We start from the raw sequence: 16,197 nt of genomic DNA on the forward strand, positions 1-16,197 counted from the left end.
AAGGTCCCTCCCACAACGACCGGGTTGCATTGGCCTGAGGTATTTCAATTTGAAATACAGACCCTGTGGGAGGGAGCTTGCTCGCGACGCAGACGACGCGTAATGGAAGGTGGAACGCTCAACGCGTCAGCGTTTTCACACCTTCAGCCGTACCCAACAACAGCAGATCCGCCGGACGCGCGGCGAACAGGCCGTTGGTGACCACGCCAACAATGGCGTTGATCGCGGTTTCCAGCGCCACCGGGTCGGTGATGCTCATGTTGTGCACATCGAGAATGATGTTGCCGTTATCGGTTACCACGCCTTCGCGATAGACCGGATCGCCGCCCAGCTTCACCAGTTGACGCGCTACATGGCTGCGGGCCATCGGGATGACCTCGACCGGCAGCGGGAAGGCGCCGAGGACCGGCACCAGCTTGCTGCCATCGGCGATGCAGATGAAGGTTTCGGCAACCGCAGCGACAATCTTCTCGCGGGTCAACGCAGCGCCACCGCCCTTGATCAGGTTCAAGTGCTCGTCGCTTTCGTCCGCGCCGTCGATGTAGAACTCCAGATGGCTGACCGTATTGAGTTCATAGACAGGAATGCCGTGGCCCTTGAGGCGCGCGGCGGTCGCTTCGGAACTTGCAACCGCGCCGTCGAACGCGGCTTTGTGTTTGGCCAGCGCGTCGATGAAGCAGTTGGCGGTGGAGCCGGTGCCGAAGCCGATGATGCTCTTGTCGTCGAGCTTCGGAAGGATGAAATCGACAGCTGCCTGAGCGACTGCCTGCTTGAGTTGATCCTGGGTCATGCGGGCTCCACGGTGCCTGAGGTATGCAAAAGGGCCAGCATTATAACGATGGGCGTCGTTCAAAGCCTCGCTATTCGCGTGGTCGTCCATCGGAAGCCTGTGCGGTTGTGCAGCGACCGCAAGAAACCCTAGACTTCCAGCCCCGCCCCAGCTGCCAGTGATGTCGTCCGATGCTTGAACAGTACGTCAAGAAAATCCTCACCTCCCGCGTCTACGACGTCGCCGTGGAAACCCCGCTGCATGGCGCCCGCCAGCTGTCCGAGCGGCTTGGCAACCAAGTGCTGCTCAAGCGCGAGGATTTGCAGCCGGTGTTCTCCTTCAAGATCCGCGGCGCCTACAACAAGCTGGCCCAGCTCTCGGCCGAAGAACTGGCGCGCGGCGTGGTCACCGCCTCGGCCGGCAACCATGCCCAGGGTCTGGCAATGGCCGCCCGCCAACTGGGCATCGCCGCCACCATCGTGATGCCCAAGACCACGCCCGAGATCAAGGTCGAAGGCGTGCGCTCGCGCGGGGCGCAGGTGCTGTTGCATGGCGATTCCTTTCCCGAGGCGCTGGCCCACTCGCTGAAACTGGTCGACGAGCAGGGCATGGTCTACATCCACCCCTATGACGATCCCGACACCATCGCCGGTCAAGGCACCGTCGCCATGGAGATCCTGCGCCAGCAGCCCGGCGCGCTGGACGCGATCTTCGTGCCGGTGGGCGGCGGCGGGCTGATCGCCGGCATTGCCGCCTACGTGAAGTACCTGCGCCCGGAGATCAGGGTCATCGGCGTCGAGCCGGACGACTCCAACTGTCTGCAGGCGGCGATGGCGGCCGGCGAGCGGGTAGTGCTCAACCAGGTCGGACTGTTCGCCGACGGCGTGGCGGTGGCGCAGATCGGCCGGCATACCTTCGAAGTCTGCCGTCAGTACGTGGACGAGGTGATCACCGTCAGCACCGACGAGATCTGTGCGGCGATCAAGGACATCTACGACGACACCCGCTCGATCACCGAGCCGGCCGGCGCTTTGGCAGTGGCCGGGATCAAGAAGTACGTCGAGCAGACCGGCGTCGCCGGCCAGACCCTGGTGGCCATCGAGTCGGGCGCCAACGTGAACTTCGACCGCCTGCGCCACGTCGCCGAGCGCGCCGAACTGGGCGAAGGCCGCGAAGCCATCATCGCCGTGACCATTCCCGAACAGCCGGGCAGTTTCAAGGCATTCTGCCAGGCCATCGGCAAGCGGCAGATCACCGAATTCAACTACCGCTACCATACCGACCGCGAGGCGCACATCTTTGTCGGCGTGCAGACCCATCCGGTCAACGATCCGCGCCACGCGCTGATTGCCAGCCTGACCGGGCAGGGTTTCCCGGTGCTGGACCTGACCGACAACGAACTGGCCAAGCTGCACATCCGCCACATGGTCGGCGGCCATGCCGAGCGGGTGAACGACGAAGTGGTGCTGCGTTTCGAGTTCCCCGAGCGGCCCGGCGCGCTGTTCAACTTCCTCGACAAGCTGGGCGGGCGCTGGACCATTACGATGTTCCACTACCGCAATCACGGCGCGGCCGACGGCCGGGTGGTAGCGGCGCTGGTGGTACCTGAGGAAGAACGCTATCTGCTGGGACAGGCGCTGGACGACATCGGTTACCCGTACTGGGATGAAAGCCAGAACCCGGCGTATCGTTTGTTCTTGGGGTGATGCCAATTCTGTAGGAGCCAGCTTGCTGGCGATGAACGATAATGCGGTCTGGCCGACAGATCGCCAGCAAGCTGGCTCCTACAGGGCCCAGGCTTTCAGGAAGAGCACGACATGGAATACATCACTGCGCTGAAAACCCTTCACATCGTCGCTATCGCGCTTCTGCTATTGGGCGGTCTGGGTTTGGCGACCGGTTTCATCAAGGTTCGGCTGGAAGGCGACAAAGACGTGCAGGCTCGTTTGCTGCAACGCCCCTTGTCGTTCGTCTGGATGCAGATGGCTTTGTGTCTGGCGATCCTGCCGTTCACCGGCTGGTGGCTGGTCCATCTGCAAAGCCTCTCGCTAGGCCAGACCTGGATACTCGCGAGCAGCGTGATCTATACCGTGGCGATTTTCAGCTGGGCATGGCTGGTCGCCCGGCTGAACCGTTTGCGTCGAGGCGAGGGTGGCGACGGGTGGTTCACGCTGGTGCTGGCAGTGTTCAGCGCCCTGGGCTTCCTCGCGATTGCGAGCCTGCTGATTTTCAGGCCCGCTTGAACCGGCTCATTTGCGCAGTGTGATCACCGGCCAGCCACGGCTTTCCGCTTCTGCGCGCAGACGCGGGTCCGGATCGACCGCTACCGGATGGGCGACCTGTTCCAGCAACGGCAGGTCGTTCATCGAGTCACTGTAGAAATAGCTGCCTTCCAGGCTCAGGGCGTTTTCTTCCAGCCAATGCTGCAAACGGGTGACCTTGCCTTCACGGAAACACGGCACGCCGGTCGTCCGGCCGGTGTAACGGCCCTCGGCCATCTCGCACTCTGTCGCCAGCAAGGTTTCGATGCCCAGGCGCTCGACGATGGGGCCGGTCACGAAGCGGTTGGTCGCGGTAATCACCACCAGCTTGTCGCCCGCTTCGCGATGCTTTGCGATCAGTTCCAGCGCCTTGGGCAGGATGATCGGCTCGATGCAGTCGCGCATGAAGTCGCGATGCCATTCATCGAGTTGAGCCATATCGGTGCGACCCAGGATGTCGAGGGTGAAGTTCAGGTAGTCGGTCAGGTTCAGCGTGCCGGCCAGGTAATCCTGATAGAACTCGTCATTGCGGGTTTTGTAGGTCGCGGTATCGAGGATGCCGCGCTCGCAGAGGTAGTCGCCCCAGGCGTGGTCGCTGTCGCCGCCCAGAAGCGTGTTGTCGAGGTCGAATAAAGCCAGACGCATGCGGTTACTCGCTGAATTGTTTGAAGAAAGGCGCCAAGAATACGAGGTTTTCACATGTCTTCACATAAGGTGGCAAGCCTCGTTGCTGGTTTGATCGCCTTTGTGGAACAATGCGGCGACATGCGTTTGCGAGGTTGTTGCCGTGATCGACCCCGATGGTTTCCGTCCTAATGTCGGGATTATTCTGACAAACGATGCTGGTCAGGTTCTGTGGGCTCGCCGTATTAACCAAGATGCCTGGCAGTTTCCGCAAGGCGGGATCAACCCGCAGGAAACGCCTGAAGACGCGCTGTACCGCGAGCTGAACGAAGAAGTCGGACTCGAACGACATGACGTGGAAATCCTCGCCTGTACTCGGGGCTGGCTGCGCTATCGTCTGCCGCAGCGACTGGTCCGTACGCATAGCCAACCGTTGTGCATCGGCCAGAAACAGAAATGGTTTCTCCTGCGCCTGATCTCCAACGAGCAACGGGTGCGGATGGATCTGACCGGGAAACCGGAGTTCGATGGCTGGCGTTGGGTCAGCTATTGGTATCCGCTTGGTCAGGTGGTGACATTCAAGCGCGAGGTCTACCGCCGCGCACTCAAAGAGCTTGCCCCGCGCCTGTTATCGCGCGACTGACACGGAGTTCGACCCCGAGCCATGCTCAATACGCTGCGCAAGATCGTCCAGGAAGTTAACTCCGCCAAGGATCTGAAGGCGGCGTTGGGCATCATTGTGCTGCGCGTAAAGGAAGCCATGGGCAGCCAGGTCTGCTCGGTGTACCTGCTCGACCCGGAAACCAATCGTTTCGTGCTGATGGCCTCCGAGGGTCTGAACAAGCGGTCCATCGGCAAGGTCAGCATGGCGCCCAACGAAGGCCTGGTCGGCCTGGTGGGCACCCGCGAAGAACCCCTCAACCTCGAAAATGCTGCGGATCACCCGCGTTACCGCTACTTTGCCGAAACCGGCGAAGAGCGTTATGCGTCGTTTCTGGGTACGCCGATCATTCACCATCGTCGGGTAGTCGGCGTGCTGGTCATCCAGCAAAAGGAGCGGCGTCAGTTCGATGAGGGCGAGGAAGCCTTTCTCGTCACCATGAGCGCGCAACTGGCAGGGGTCATCGCCCACGCCGAAGCCACCGGCTCGATCCGCGGTCTGGGGCGTCAGGGCAAGGGTATCCAGGAAGCGAAATTCGTCGGCGTCGCCGGCTCGCCGGGTGCCGCAGTTGGCGTGGCGGTGGTGATGCTGCCCCCGGCCGACCTCGAGGTGGTCCCGGACAAGACCGTCACCGACATCGACGCCGAGCTGGCCTTGTTCCAGAACGCCCTCGAAGGCGTGCGCAGTGACATGCGCACCCTGTCGGCTAAGCTCGCCACCCAATTGCGCCCCGAAGAGCGCGCGCTGTTCGACGTCTATCTGATGATGCTCGACGATGCCGCGCTGGGCAGCGAGGTCACCAACGTCATCAAGACCGGCCAGTGGGCGCAGGGCGCGCTGCGCTCGGTGGTCAACGAGCACGTCAAACGTTTCGAACTGATGGACGACGCCTACCTGCGCGAGCGGGCGTCGGACGTCAAGGATTTGGGTCGTCGCCTGCTGGCCTATCTCCAGGAAGCTCGTCAGCAGGCGCTGGTCTATCCGGACAACACCATTCTGGTCAGCGAAGAGCTGACCCCGGCGATGCTTGGCGAGGTGCCGGAAGGCAAGCTGGTCGGCCTGGTGTCGGTGCTGGGTTCAGGCAACTCCCATGTGGCGATTCTGGCCCGGGCCATGGGCATCCCCACGGTCATGGGTCTGGTGGACTTCCCGTACTCGAAAGTCGACGGCATCGATCTGATCGTCGATGGCTATCACGGCGAGGTATTCACCAACCCCAGCGACGTCATGCGCCAGCAGTTCACCAAGGTGGTGGAGGAAGAGCGCCAGCTTTCCCAGGGTCTCGACGCGCTGCGCGAGCTGCCGTGCGTGACCCTGGACGGGCATCGCATGCCATTGTGGGTCAACACCGGCCTGCTGGCCGACGTGGCCCGCGCCCAGCAGCGCGGCGCGGAAGGCGTGGGTCTGTATCGCACTGAAGTGCCGTTCATGATCAACCAGCGCTTCCCCAGCGAAAAGGAACAGCTGGCGATCTATCGTGAACAGCTGGCCGCTTTCCATCCATTGCCGGTCACCATGCGCAGCCTCGACATCGGCGGCGACAAGGCACTTTCGTATTTTCCGATCAAGGAAGAAAACCCGTTTCTGGGCTGGCGCGGCATTCGCGTCACCCTGGATCACCCGGAAATCTTCCTGGTTCAGACCCGCGCCATGCTCAAGGCCAGTGAAGGGCTGAACAACCTGCGTATCCTGCTGCCGATGATTTCCAGCACCCATGAAGTGGAAGAGGCGCTGCATCTTATCCACCGTGCGTGGGGCGAAGTCCGCGACGAAGGCACGGATGTGCCGATGCCGCCGGTCGGCGTGATGATCGAGATTCCCGCAGCGGTTTATCAGACTCGTGATCTGGCGCGGCAGGTGGATTTCCTGTCGGTCGGTTCCAACGACCTGACCCAATACCTGCTGGCGGTGGACCGCAATAACCCGCGCGTCGCCGACCTGTACGACTATCTTCACCCGGCGGTGCTTCAGGCGCTGCAGAGCGTGGTCCGCGACGCCCACGCCGAGGGCAAGCCGGTCAGTATCTGCGGCGAAATGGCGGGTGATCCCGCTGCGGCAATCCTGTTAATGGCAATGGGCTTTGACAGCTTGTCCATGAACGCCACCAACCTGCCGAAAGTGAAGTGGATGCTGCGCCAGATCAACCTGAGCAAGGCCAAGGAGCTATTGGCGCAGTTGATGACCAACGACAACCCGCAGGTCATCAGCAGCTCCCTGCAACTGGCGCTGAAGAACCTCGGGCTGTCGCGGATGATCAACCCCGGTTCGGTCAAAGGTCATTAAGACAAACGTCCCGCCGCGTCGCGGCCGTAGGAGCGGCCGGGGCGGCGTTCCGCTTTATCCGCGAGACGGTATAACGACCGACGCATTTGTGTTGAATGTACCGACGCTTCGCGGCTGAAGCCGCTCCTACAGGCTACGCATCTGATTACGGGGTCGTCGCCCTGCGCACGTTGCGCCCCACCGGGCCGACCTGGCTTTCGATGGCCCCTTGCAGCGGCTTGAGCATCCCGAACAGGAACGCCAGTTCGGCGACCACGAACAGCGGCCCGATGATCAGGCCGGACAGGTCGTCGACGAACGCCGGTTTGCGGCCTTCGAAGTAATGACCGACGAATTGAATCGCCCACCCGAGCACAAACAACCCTGTGCCGGCGCTCAGCCACACCAGCGTGGTTTGTTGTGCCAGTGAAGCACCCGCCCACAAGCAAAGCGCCAGCGCGATGCCCATGACCACGCCAAGCGCGCGATCAAGCCGCAGGTAGAAGACCGTGCTCGCGACAGCAACCGCCAGGGCCGGCGAGCACCAGAGCCCGGCCAGGTGCGTGCCAGGGCGCGACAACAGTACCGCGACAGCGAGCACAATCATCGGGATCCCTATGAAGTGGGTCACGATATTGCGCGAGTCCCGATGGTAAGCGGCGTATTGGCTCAGATGCTCGACGAGATTTTTCATTATCATTCGTCCCCAGGAACCTGTTGTCGCATCAGTAAGAGCGTGAAAAGGGAGCGTGTCTATGAATGGAGCATTATGGCGATCGAGGCTTATGGCCGACCGCTGGTTTTCTCACTTGCCTGCCGGATTGCAGGATAGCTTGCTGGCAGCCAGCCGCCAGCGTCGCAAGACCCCCGGTAAGTTGCTGTTCGCCAAAGGCGACGCGCCTTGTGGCCTCTATGCGCTGCTCGAGGGCACAGTGCGCATGGGCACCGCCGACAATCAGCGTCTGGTACCGAGAACCGAGGAAGTGCGTTTGCCGTACTGGTTCGGCGAGGTCTCACTGTTCGACGGGCAGCCTCGACGGCTGGATGCCCTGTCCATGGACCAGACCATTTTCCTGCATGTCCCTCAGGCCGCGCTGATGGAAATCCTCGACAAGCAACCCGAATACTGGCGACCGATGGCCGATCTGCTCGGCCGCAAGCTGGGTCTGGCGTTACCGCATCCAGAGAAGCTCAGCCGGCTGCCGCTCAAGGCCCGGGTCGCATGGCGAATGCTCCTACTATGCGAAGGCTATGGCGTGCTGAGCCACGCACGCCGGCTGATACGGCTCGAAGAAATCGAGGCCGACGCGGCATTGCCCGAGGTGCTGCGGGACATGCAGGAGCGCAAGATCATTCGTCTTGGGGGGGAGTGGCTCGAAGTGTTCGATGTGAACAAGTTGCGCAAGATGGCGAATCACTCCAGGGCGCCAGTGCTGACCGGTTAACGTCGACGATCTTCAGCGGGGAAGGGCATTGCGGTATTGCGCAGGGGTCAGCCCGGTCCAGCGCTTGAAGGCACGGCTGAGGTTGTCGGCGTCGCCGAAACCCAACAGGCAGGCTATTTCGCTGAGTGAGTTCTGCGGGTCGCTCATGTGCAGCAAGGCGAGGTCCTGCCGGCATTGGCCGAGCAGCAAGTCATAGCAGTAGCCCTCGTCGGCCAGATGCCTTTGCAGACTGCGAGGGCTGAGGTTCAGCGCTTCGGCGATACTTTGTGCCGAGGGCTCGCCATCGGGTAGCAGCGCCTCGATGGCCGCGCGAACCCGCTGTTCCCAGATCAGCGCACAGGGCTGTTCGCCCTCGGCGGCCTGGTCCAGCGCGTCGTCGAGATGGCTGTCGAAGCTGTCGCTGGCGAACTCCAGCATGTTGCACGCCGCCGAGAAGAACAGCGGCGCTCGGAACAGATCGTTCCAGGGCGCCGCATCCTGCGGCGCGGCTCGTTGCAGATAAACGCCCAACGGCGCATAGCCGCGTCCCAGGCGATTGCGGCAGGTCCGCAGGTAGATCGCGGCGAACGCGTCCAGCACTTCGTCGACCTGAGTGCATTCGCCAGGCGCATTGAAGCGCAACTGGTAACGGTCTCCGCTGCGTTTGAAGTCCAGGCTCAGGGCATCTTCGCCAGCCGGGTGGTAACGGACGATGCGTTCGAACACTTCTCGCAACGAAGCGCTGGCGACCAGGGCATAGCCTAGCGCATGAAAGGCACTGGGGCTGACGAAGCGCGACACGCGCAGGCCGAGCGCAGGATCGCCGGTCGCTTGGAGTGCCAGTGCCCATAGCCGCAGCGTGGCGCCTAGCGCGAATGTTGCCTGTGAGTTGTCGGCCTCGACCGCTTCGATTCCGGCTGCGGCACACAGCGTCGCGCTGTCCAGTTCCAGCGCGTCGAGTTGCTTGCACAGGGCGTGTGTCCAACTGGCGAGGCTGCCTGGCGCGGGCATTCGACCACCCTTCCTGTCTGAGTCTGGAACAAGGATGGAAGCATTTGTGAGGTCTTCGCAAGCGCGATCTGACTGAATGCATCTCAAAGGCGTATAGCATCTGTCACAGGAATGGCACGCTGGCGTCGTATTCCTGTAACGCTGAGGGGTTAGTGTTTGAGTCGTAAGCGATTTCTATCAAGGGCCATTCCTCAAGGCAGGGAATGGCCCTCTTTTTTGTCTTCTATATTCCTTTAAGAGCTTAATAAATAGCTCCTTATTCCTTAGGGAATATAAGTTGGCTCTTTATACTTGCCTCATGAAGCGCATGCAGGAGGCAAACCCCGTGCACAACGAACCGATCCGCTACCTGATCGTGCCCGGCTGGCAAGGGTCGCCCGAGGACCATTGGCAGACCCACTGGCAAAACAGCCTGCCCAACAGTGCCCGCGTGGAACAGGCGGACTGGTGCAAACCGCGTCGCGAAGACTGGATCGGTGAACTGCAACGCAGTATTGCCGCCCAGGATTCGTCGGTCATTCTGATTGCCCACAGTCTGGGCTGCGTGACCGTTGCTCATTGGGCGCGGCTGGCGCCTATGGAAACGCTGGCACAGGTCAAGGGCGCCTTGCTGGTTGCGCCCGCGGACGTCGATCGGCCCAACTGTCCGCCTGCATTGCGCAACTTCGCGCCGGTTCCCAAAGAGCCGTTGCCCTTTCCGGTGCAAATTGTCAGCTCCGACAACGATCCTGCGGTCAGCACCCGGCGTGCGCTGGAGATGGCCCGCGACTGGGGTGCGGAGATCGGGATTCTCAGCGAAGCCGGGCATATCAACGTGAAGTCGGGTCACCGGCGCTGGGAGCAGGGCTTCGCCTATCTGTATCGCTTGCAGAATCGCCTGGAGCAGCACGCCCGCCGCCGCGCCTGATTGTCAATCGGGCGCTTGCGCTCGTCGTTTTACCACTGCGCCTGATCCCGTCCGCGGGGTTGGGCGGGAGTCTTTCATGAACCTGCACGAATTTTCCGGTCAACCCTTGCTGACCTTCCCCGATGCCGAGAAAAGCCCTCTGAGCATCCGCGCCAAGGCGCTGGTGTTCGTCGATCCACGCTCGCGCCAGTTGCGCAGCGAAATGGAGCGTCTGGCTCCTCGCTCGCTGCCGGTGCTGATCCGGGGCGAATCCGGAACGGGCAAGGAGCTGCTGGCGCGCCATATCCATCGTGGCAGCGACCGCGCAGGCCTGTTCGTCTCGGTAAACTGCGGTGCCATCAGCCCGACCTATGCCGACGCCGAACTGTTCGGCCATGCGGCCGGCGCCCACAATGGCTCGGCCAGCAGCCGTGCCGGCTGGTTCGGCTCCGCCAACGGCGGCACGCTGTATCTGGACGAAATCGGCGACCTGCCGTTACCGATTCAGGCCAGACTGCTCGCCGCGCTGGAAAACCATGAAGTCGTGCGGGTCGGGGCGCATCAACCCAGCCCGGTCGATGTCCGTCTGGTCGCGGCCACCAGTATCGATCTGGCGCAGGCAGTGGCCGCCGGCAAATTCAATGACCGGCTTTATCACTACCTGAGCGAAGGCCGTCTGGACCTTCCCCCGTTACGGGACCAGCCCGGCAATATCCTGCCGCTGGCCGAATATTTCGTGGGGATCTACAGCCAGCGTCTGAGCCTGCCGATCCAGCTCATCAGCGAGGCGGCCCAAGCCGTGCTGGAAGCCCATGACTGGCCAGGCAATACCCGTGAGCTGGAAAACGTCATACATTTCGCGCTGTTGGTGAGCAGCGGGGATGAGATTCTTCCCGAACATCTCAATCTGTCCGGCCGTGACAGCTCCTTTAGCGATATCGAACGGGAGGTTCGCAAGATCCTGAGCGATGGCGACCCGGGCCGTATACAAGCTCTCAAGCAGGCGCTCGGCTTGTGAGCTGATGAAATGGCATAAGCATTTGCTTAAAAAGTATTTTCTCGGAATAAAAAATACCGGTAATGTCCGGGGCACGCCGCAGGCGGACAGACAAGCGGCCAACCTCATGATCGGACGTCGCACGGGCGATGTCGCGAGATCTTTCGCTAAGGACATTAAATGAAAAAGACGTTGTTGATGACCGCTCTGGCGGCTGCGTTCTCTATCGGCCTGGCTCAGGCCGGTGAAAAGCTGGTGGTCGGCGCGACGCCTGTTCCGCACGCCGAAATCCTTGAGCTGATCAAGCCTACCCTGGCGAAAGAAGGCGTGGATCTGGAAATCAAGGTCTTCACCGATTACGTGCAGCCCAACGTTCAGCTCAACGAGAAGCGTCTGGACGCCAACTACTTCCAGACCAAGCCTTACCTTGACGGTTTCAACAAGGGCAAGGGCGCCAACCTGGTGACCGGCGTCGGCGTGCACGTCGAACCTTTCGGCGGCTACTCGAAGGAGTACAAGAACCTGGCCGACCTGCCGGAAGGCGCGACCATCGCCATTCCCAACGAAGGCAGCAACGCCGGCCGCGCACTGCTTCTGCTGCAGAAAGGTGGCCTGATCACCCTGAAGGACCCGACTAACGCTCTGGCGACTCCGAAAGACATCGCCACCAACCCGAAGAAATTCAAGTTCCGTGAACTGGAATCGGCCGTGCTGCCGCGCGCGCTGGGTCAGGTCGATCTGGCGATGATCAACACCAACTACGCGCTGGAAGCCAAGCTCAATCCGAAGAAAGACGCGCTGATCATCGAGGGTGCCGACTCGCCTTACGTCAACTTCCTGGTCACTCGCGAAGACAACGCCAAGAGCGAAGCCATCGAGAAACTGTCCAAGGCGCTGACCAGCTCTGAAGTCAAAGACTTCATCAACAAGAAGTACGACGGCGCGGTGCTGCCGGCGTTCTGATAGCCCGCTGGTTCCCACACCGTCTGTAGGAGCTGGCTTGCCAGCGATCTGCCGCGCAGCGGCAGCAAAACCAAACGGCGCGGTTTGTCCAGGCAGATCGCGTCATCGGCCCTACGCGTGTAGGAGCTGGCTTGCCTGCGATCTGCCGCGCAGCGGCAGTAAAACCGCACGGTGCGGTATACAGCCATACCGCGTCAATGATCATCGCCAGCAAGCTGGCTCCCACAGTTTTGTAGGAGCTGGCTTGCCTGCGATCTGCCGCGCAGCGGCAGCAAAACGGCACGGCGCGGTATATCAGCTATACCGCGTCAATGATCATCGCCAGCAAGCTGGCTCCTACACAAACCTGTCCGGATTCCTCCTCCAGTTTCTAGGCCAATCCGCGCTATGCATATGCATTAACGGTATTTAAATTCCGTTTCTTATATCTATAAAGTTCCAGCTCTCAGTCAAATCATTGTTCTGGAGTCGGAGTACTCATGCCAGCAGCCTCCCTCGCTTCTTCGTCTGTCCAAGCCGAGAGCCAAGCATTCGACGTACGTCCGTTCGCCGACAAGGTCGGGGCGGAAATCGTTGGGCTTGATCTGTCCAAACCCCTGAACGACGCCGATTTCGCTCGCGTTCACCAGGCTCACCTCGATTACCACCTGATCGTTTTCCGCGACCAGCACATCACGCCTCAACAACAGGTCGATTTCAGCCGCCGTTTCGGTGTGTTGCAGATCCACGTGCTCAAGCAGTTCCTGCTCGCCAATCATCCTGAAATCCTGATCGTTTCCAACATCGTCGAGAACGGCCAGCCGATCGGCCTGGGCGATGCCGGCAAATACTGGCACTCGGATCTGTCCTACAAAGAGCTTCCAAGCCTGGGTTCGATGCTCTATGCCCAGGAACTGCCCAGCGAAGGGGGCGACACCTTGTTCGCCGATATGCACCAGGCGTGGGATACCTTGCCGCAGCATCTGCGCGAGGCAGTGGAAGGGCGCAAGGCCGTGCACAGCTACACCGCGCGTTACGCCGAAGGCCACAACGCCGCCAACTGGCGTCCGACCCTGACGGCGGAACAACTGGCCCAAGTCGTGGAAGTCAGTCATCCCGTGGTGCGCACCCACCCGGAAAACGGCCGCAAGGCGCTGTTCGTCAGCGAAGGCTTCACCACCCGCATCATCGGCCTGCCGGAAGACGAAAGCCGGGACATCCTGAACCAGATCTACGCCCACAGCGTGCGTCCCGAGTTCGTTTACCGTCATCAGTGGCAGCCCAATGACATGGTGTTCTGGGATAACCGTTCCCTGATTCACCTCGCCGCCGGTTGCCCGGCCCATCTGCGCCGTCGTCTGCACCGCACCACCATCCAGGGCAGCGCGCCGTTCTGATCGGGAGAGTTTTCGATGAATGCTGTAGTGCAATGCCACGCGGCCAGCCACGCTACGAATTCGCCACAGGCGATTCAGCATGCCACTGAAGCCTTGTTGCAGGTTCAGGGCGTAAGCCTTGAATACCGCACCGCCGAACGTGTGGTGCGGGCGACCCATCAGGTCAGTTTCGAAGTCGACCCGGCCGACCGCTTCGTATTGCTCGGGCCGTCCGGCTGCGGCAAGTCCACGCTGCTCAAGGCTGTTGCCGGTTTCATTCAACCCAGCGAAGGCCAGATCCGCCTGGCCGGCGCTCAGGTCAAAGAGCCGGGGCCTGACCGCATCGTGGTGTTTCAGGAGTTCGACCAGCTGCCGCCGTGGAAGACCGTCATCGAAAACGTGATGTTCCCGATGCTGGCTTCACGCACGCTCAAGCGCCCGGAAGCGCTGGAACGCGCGCGGTATTACCTGGAGAAGGTCGGCCTCAGTGCGTTTGCCGACGCCTATCCGCATACCTTGTCCGGCGGCATGAAGGCGCGCGTGGCGATTGCCCGCGCGCTGGCGATGCAGCCGAAAATCCTCTTGATGGACGAGCCGTTCGCCGCGCTGGACGCCCTGACGCGGCGCAAGATGCAGGAAGAGCTGCTCGAACTCTGGGAAGAGGTGCGCTTTACCTTGCTGTTCGTCACCCACTCCATCGAAGAAGCCCTGGTGGTGGGTAACCGCATCCTGCTGCTGTCGCCCCATCCCGGCCGGGTCCGGGCGGAAATCAACAGCCATCAGTACGACCTGCAAAGCCTGGGCGGCGTGGGGTTCCAGCAGACTGCCCAGCGTATCCATCGCTTGCTGTTCAACGAAGAAGAGAGCGGGCAGGGCGAGCAGGAGCTGAGCTTTCAGGATATTCGTATCGCTTATTGATGCCTTGGCCCGTAAGCGTTGGTACATCCGGGACAAATGTGTCGGTCCTGATGACGCATCGCGGATGAATCCGCTCCTACGGGGCCGATGAAGACTTTGAGATTGCACTCATGAACCATACAACCCCGATTCGCGAAGAATACGAGATCGCCTTGGAGCCCTTTACTCAGAAGGATCTGGCGCGCGACATTCCCCTGGTGCAACGCATCTGGCAGCGCGGCTGGGTCCGCAAAAGCGTGATCATGATCGTGCTGGCGGTGCTCTGGGAAATCGCAGCGCGCATTCAGAACAACGATTTGCTGCTGCCCAGCTTCCTGCAGACCGCCACGGCGTTCTATGACGGCCTGATCACCGGCGAGCTGCCCGGCAAGGTCTGGATTTCCCTGACCGTGCTGGTGCAGGGCTACCTGATCGGCATTGTGCTGGCCTTCGCGCTGACCACGCTGGCCGTTTCGACCCAGTTGGGCCGCGACCTGTTAGGTACGCTGACTGCCATGTTCAACCCGTTGCCGGCCATCGCGCTGTTGCCGCTGGCGCTGTTGTGGTTCGGACTCGGCCAGAACAGCCTGATCTTCGTGCTGGTCCACTCGGTGCTCTGGGCACTGGCGCTCAACACCTACGCGGGCTTTCTTGGCGTCTCGGAAACCCAGCGCATGGCCGGTCGCAACTACGGCCTCAAGGGTCTGCGTTTCGTCTGGCACATCCTGATTCCTGCCGCGCTGCCGTCGATTCTCGCCGGCCTGAAGATCGGCTGGGCGTTCGCCTGGCGCACCCTGATCGCCGCCGAGCTGGTGTTCGGTGCGTCCTCGGGCAAGGGCGGCCTGGGCTGGTACATCTTCCAGAACCGTAACGAGCTGTACACCGACAAGGTGTTTGCGGGTCTGGCCGCCGTAATCCTGATCGGGCTGCTGGTGGAGAACCTGCTGTTCGCCAACATCGAGCGTCTGACCGTCAAGCGCTGGGGCATGCAGCGCTGAACCGATAGCCACTGCCAATACCACTAAAGACACTGTGAGGAATGCATGACCAGGATTTTCAAGCGTCCGGCGCTGACCGCGTTGGCTACCACCTTTCTGCTCGGCGGCCTGCTCAGCGGCACCGCTCAGGCTGAAGGCAAGATCAGCATCGCTCAGCAGTTCGGGATCGGCTATCTGATCCTGGACGTGGTGCGCGATCAGAAACTGATCGAGAAACACGGCAAGGCCCAGGGCGTGGATATCGAAGTGAACTGGAACAGCATTTCCGGCGCTACGGCCATGAACGAAGCGCTGCTGGCCGGCGCGCTGGATGTGGTATCGGCCGGCGTGCCGCCGATGCTGACCATCTGGGACCGGACCAAGGGCCGCCAGAACGTCAAGGCCATCGCTTCGCTGGGTTCGATGCCCAACTATCTGCTGACCAACAACCCCAATGTGAAGACCATCAAGGACTTCACCGACAAGGACCGCATCGCCGTACCGGCGGCGGGCGTGGGCTTTCAGTCCCGGACCTTGCAGATCGAAACCGCCAAGCTGTTCGGTAATGATCAGTTCAAGAAATTCGACAATATCTCGGTCAGCCTCGCGCATCCCGACGCCACATCGGCGCTAATCGCCGGTGGTTCGGAGATCAACTCGCACTTCTCCAGCCCGCCCTTCCAGTATCAGGCGTTGGAGAACCCGAACGTCCACAAAGTGCTCAGCTCTTACGATGTACTTGGTGGGCAGGCCACGTTCAACGTGCTCTACACCACCGAAAAATTCCATGACGAAAACCCCAAGACCTACAAGGCGTTCTACGACGCCCTGGCCGAGGCCGAGCAGATCATCAAGGCCGACAAGCCCGCCGCCGCGCAGACCTACATTCGCGTCGAACAGTCGAAGCTGCCGTTGCCGCTGGTAGAGAAAATCGTCGCTGACCCGGAGATCGACTTCACCGTCACGCCGCAGCGCACTTACATCTATGCCGAAAAGCTACATGAGCTGGGCGTGTTGAAAAACAAGGCCGCCAGCTGGAAGGATTACTTCTTCGAAGAAGCGCACGGCACGCCGGGAAGCTGACCATTCAGGGCTGGCACTGGCAGGGAC

16 protein-coding genes are annotated in these 16,197 nt (G+C 61.3%); 12 read left to right on the forward strand and 4 right to left on the reverse strand.

All coding sequences use genetic code 11. The features are described 5' to 3' along the window. Positions 1 to 118: 118 nt before the first annotated feature. The gene (rpiA, locus tag TRP66_RS07985; RefSeq protein WP_333400964.1) at positions 119 to 790 is read right to left on the reverse strand and encodes a ribose-5-phosphate isomerase RpiA; all 672 of its coding nucleotides are present in this window, start codon (positions 788 to 790) and stop codon (positions 119 to 121) included. Between the two features lie 170 nt (positions 791 to 960). Here rpiA and ilvA point away from each other — a divergent pair, with 170 nt between their 5' ends. Together ilvA and TRP66_RS07995 are read left to right on the forward strand one after the other, a co-directional pair. Next, on the forward strand, positions 961 to 2,475 hold the full coding sequence (ilvA, locus tag TRP66_RS07990; protein WP_333400966.1) for a threonine ammonia-lyase, biosynthetic: 1,515 nt from the start codon (positions 961 to 963) through the stop codon (positions 2,473 to 2,475). A gap of 111 nt (positions 2,476 to 2,586) precedes the next feature. Next, positions 2,587 to 3,012 carry a DUF2269 family protein gene (locus TRP66_RS07995; RefSeq protein ID WP_333400967.1) on the forward strand — a complete coding sequence of 142 codons (426 nt, stop codon included), beginning with the start codon at positions 2,587 to 2,589 and terminating at the stop codon, positions 3,010 to 3,012. 6 nt (positions 3,013 to 3,018) lie between these two features. On the opposite strand, the gene TRP66_RS08000 is transcribed toward TRP66_RS07995, so the two are convergent. Beyond that, positions 3,019 to 3,675: an HAD family hydrolase gene (locus TRP66_RS08000; protein ID WP_333400968.1), complete on the reverse strand. Its 657-nt coding sequence runs from the start codon at positions 3,673 to 3,675 to the stop codon at positions 3,019 to 3,021. A gap of 142 nt (positions 3,676 to 3,817) precedes the next feature. Here TRP66_RS08000 and TRP66_RS08005 point away from each other — a divergent pair, with 142 nt between their 5' ends. After that, positions 3,818 to 4,297, forward strand: a complete 480-nt coding sequence (locus TRP66_RS08005) for an RNA pyrophosphohydrolase (RefSeq protein ID WP_007252747.1) — start codon at positions 3,818 to 3,820, stop codon at positions 4,295 to 4,297. A gap of 21 nt (positions 4,298 to 4,318) precedes the next feature. Continuing rightward, positions 4,319 to 6,598, forward strand: coding sequence for a phosphoenolpyruvate--protein phosphotransferase (gene ptsP / locus TRP66_RS08010; protein ID WP_333400969.1), 2,280 nt, complete (start codon positions 4,319 to 4,321; stop codon positions 6,596 to 6,598). A gap of 145 nt (positions 6,599 to 6,743) precedes the next feature. Here ptsP and TRP66_RS08015 read toward each other — a convergent pair whose 3' ends face one another. Further along, positions 6,744 to 7,271 carry an Mpo1 family 2-hydroxy fatty acid dioxygenase gene (locus TRP66_RS08015; protein ID WP_333400970.1) on the reverse strand — a complete coding sequence of 176 codons (528 nt, stop codon included), beginning with the start codon at positions 7,269 to 7,271 and terminating at the stop codon, positions 6,744 to 6,746. A gap of 61 nt (positions 7,272 to 7,332) precedes the next feature. Between TRP66_RS08015 and TRP66_RS08020 the strand changes: the two genes are divergently transcribed. Then, positions 7,333 to 8,022, forward strand: coding sequence for a Crp/Fnr family transcriptional regulator (locus tag TRP66_RS08020; protein ID WP_333400971.1), 690 nt, complete (start codon positions 7,333 to 7,335; stop codon positions 8,020 to 8,022). Between the two features lie 12 nt (positions 8,023 to 8,034). Here TRP66_RS08020 and TRP66_RS08025 read toward each other — a convergent pair whose 3' ends face one another. Next, positions 8,035 to 9,012 (reverse strand): AraC family transcriptional regulator, encoded by a 978-nt coding sequence (locus tag TRP66_RS08025; protein ID WP_333400972.1) that lies wholly within the window; start codon positions 9,010 to 9,012, stop codon positions 8,035 to 8,037. Positions 9,013 to 9,337: 325 nt separating this feature from the next. On the opposite strand from TRP66_RS08025, the gene TRP66_RS08030 reads away from it, so the two are divergent. From TRP66_RS08030 to TRP66_RS08060, 7 genes are all read left to right on the forward strand, one after another. Further along, entirely contained in the window at positions 9,338 to 9,919 is a 582-nt protein-coding gene (locus tag TRP66_RS08030; protein WP_333400974.1) for an alpha/beta hydrolase, read from the forward strand. A gap of 76 nt (positions 9,920 to 9,995) precedes the next feature. Then, entirely contained in the window at positions 9,996 to 10,916 is a 921-nt protein-coding gene (locus TRP66_RS08035) for a sigma 54-interacting transcriptional regulator (protein ID WP_333400975.1), read from the forward strand. 159 nt (positions 10,917 to 11,075) lie between these two features. After that, positions 11,076 to 11,858: a MetQ/NlpA family ABC transporter substrate-binding protein gene (locus tag TRP66_RS08040; protein ID WP_333400976.1), complete on the forward strand. Its 783-nt coding sequence runs from the start codon at positions 11,076 to 11,078 to the stop codon at positions 11,856 to 11,858. A 479-nt stretch (positions 11,859 to 12,337) separates the two neighbouring features. Then, positions 12,338 to 13,234: a TauD/TfdA dioxygenase family protein gene (locus TRP66_RS08045; protein WP_333400978.1), complete on the forward strand. Its 897-nt coding sequence runs from the start codon at positions 12,338 to 12,340 to the stop codon at positions 13,232 to 13,234. A 15-nt stretch (positions 13,235 to 13,249) separates the two neighbouring features. Then, on the forward strand, positions 13,250 to 14,131 hold the full coding sequence (locus TRP66_RS08050) for an ABC transporter ATP-binding protein (protein WP_333400979.1): 882 nt from the start codon (positions 13,250 to 13,252) through the stop codon (positions 14,129 to 14,131). Between the two features lie 110 nt (positions 14,132 to 14,241). Continuing rightward, the gene (locus TRP66_RS08055) at positions 14,242 to 15,108 is read left to right on the forward strand and encodes an ABC transporter permease (RefSeq protein WP_333400980.1); all 867 of its coding nucleotides are present in this window, start codon (positions 14,242 to 14,244) and stop codon (positions 15,106 to 15,108) included. A 45-nt stretch (positions 15,109 to 15,153) separates the two neighbouring features. Beyond that, on the forward strand, positions 15,154 to 16,170 hold the full coding sequence (locus tag TRP66_RS08060; RefSeq protein ID WP_333400981.1) for an ABC transporter substrate-binding protein: 1,017 nt from the start codon (positions 15,154 to 15,156) through the stop codon (positions 16,168 to 16,170). The last annotated feature ends 27 nt before the right edge of the window (positions 16,171 to 16,197 follow it).

The sequence above is a fragment of the Pseudomonas sp. JDS28PS106 genome (genome assembly GCF_036706555.1).
GTDB lineage: Bacteria > Pseudomonadota > Gammaproteobacteria > Pseudomonadales > Pseudomonadaceae > Aquipseudomonas.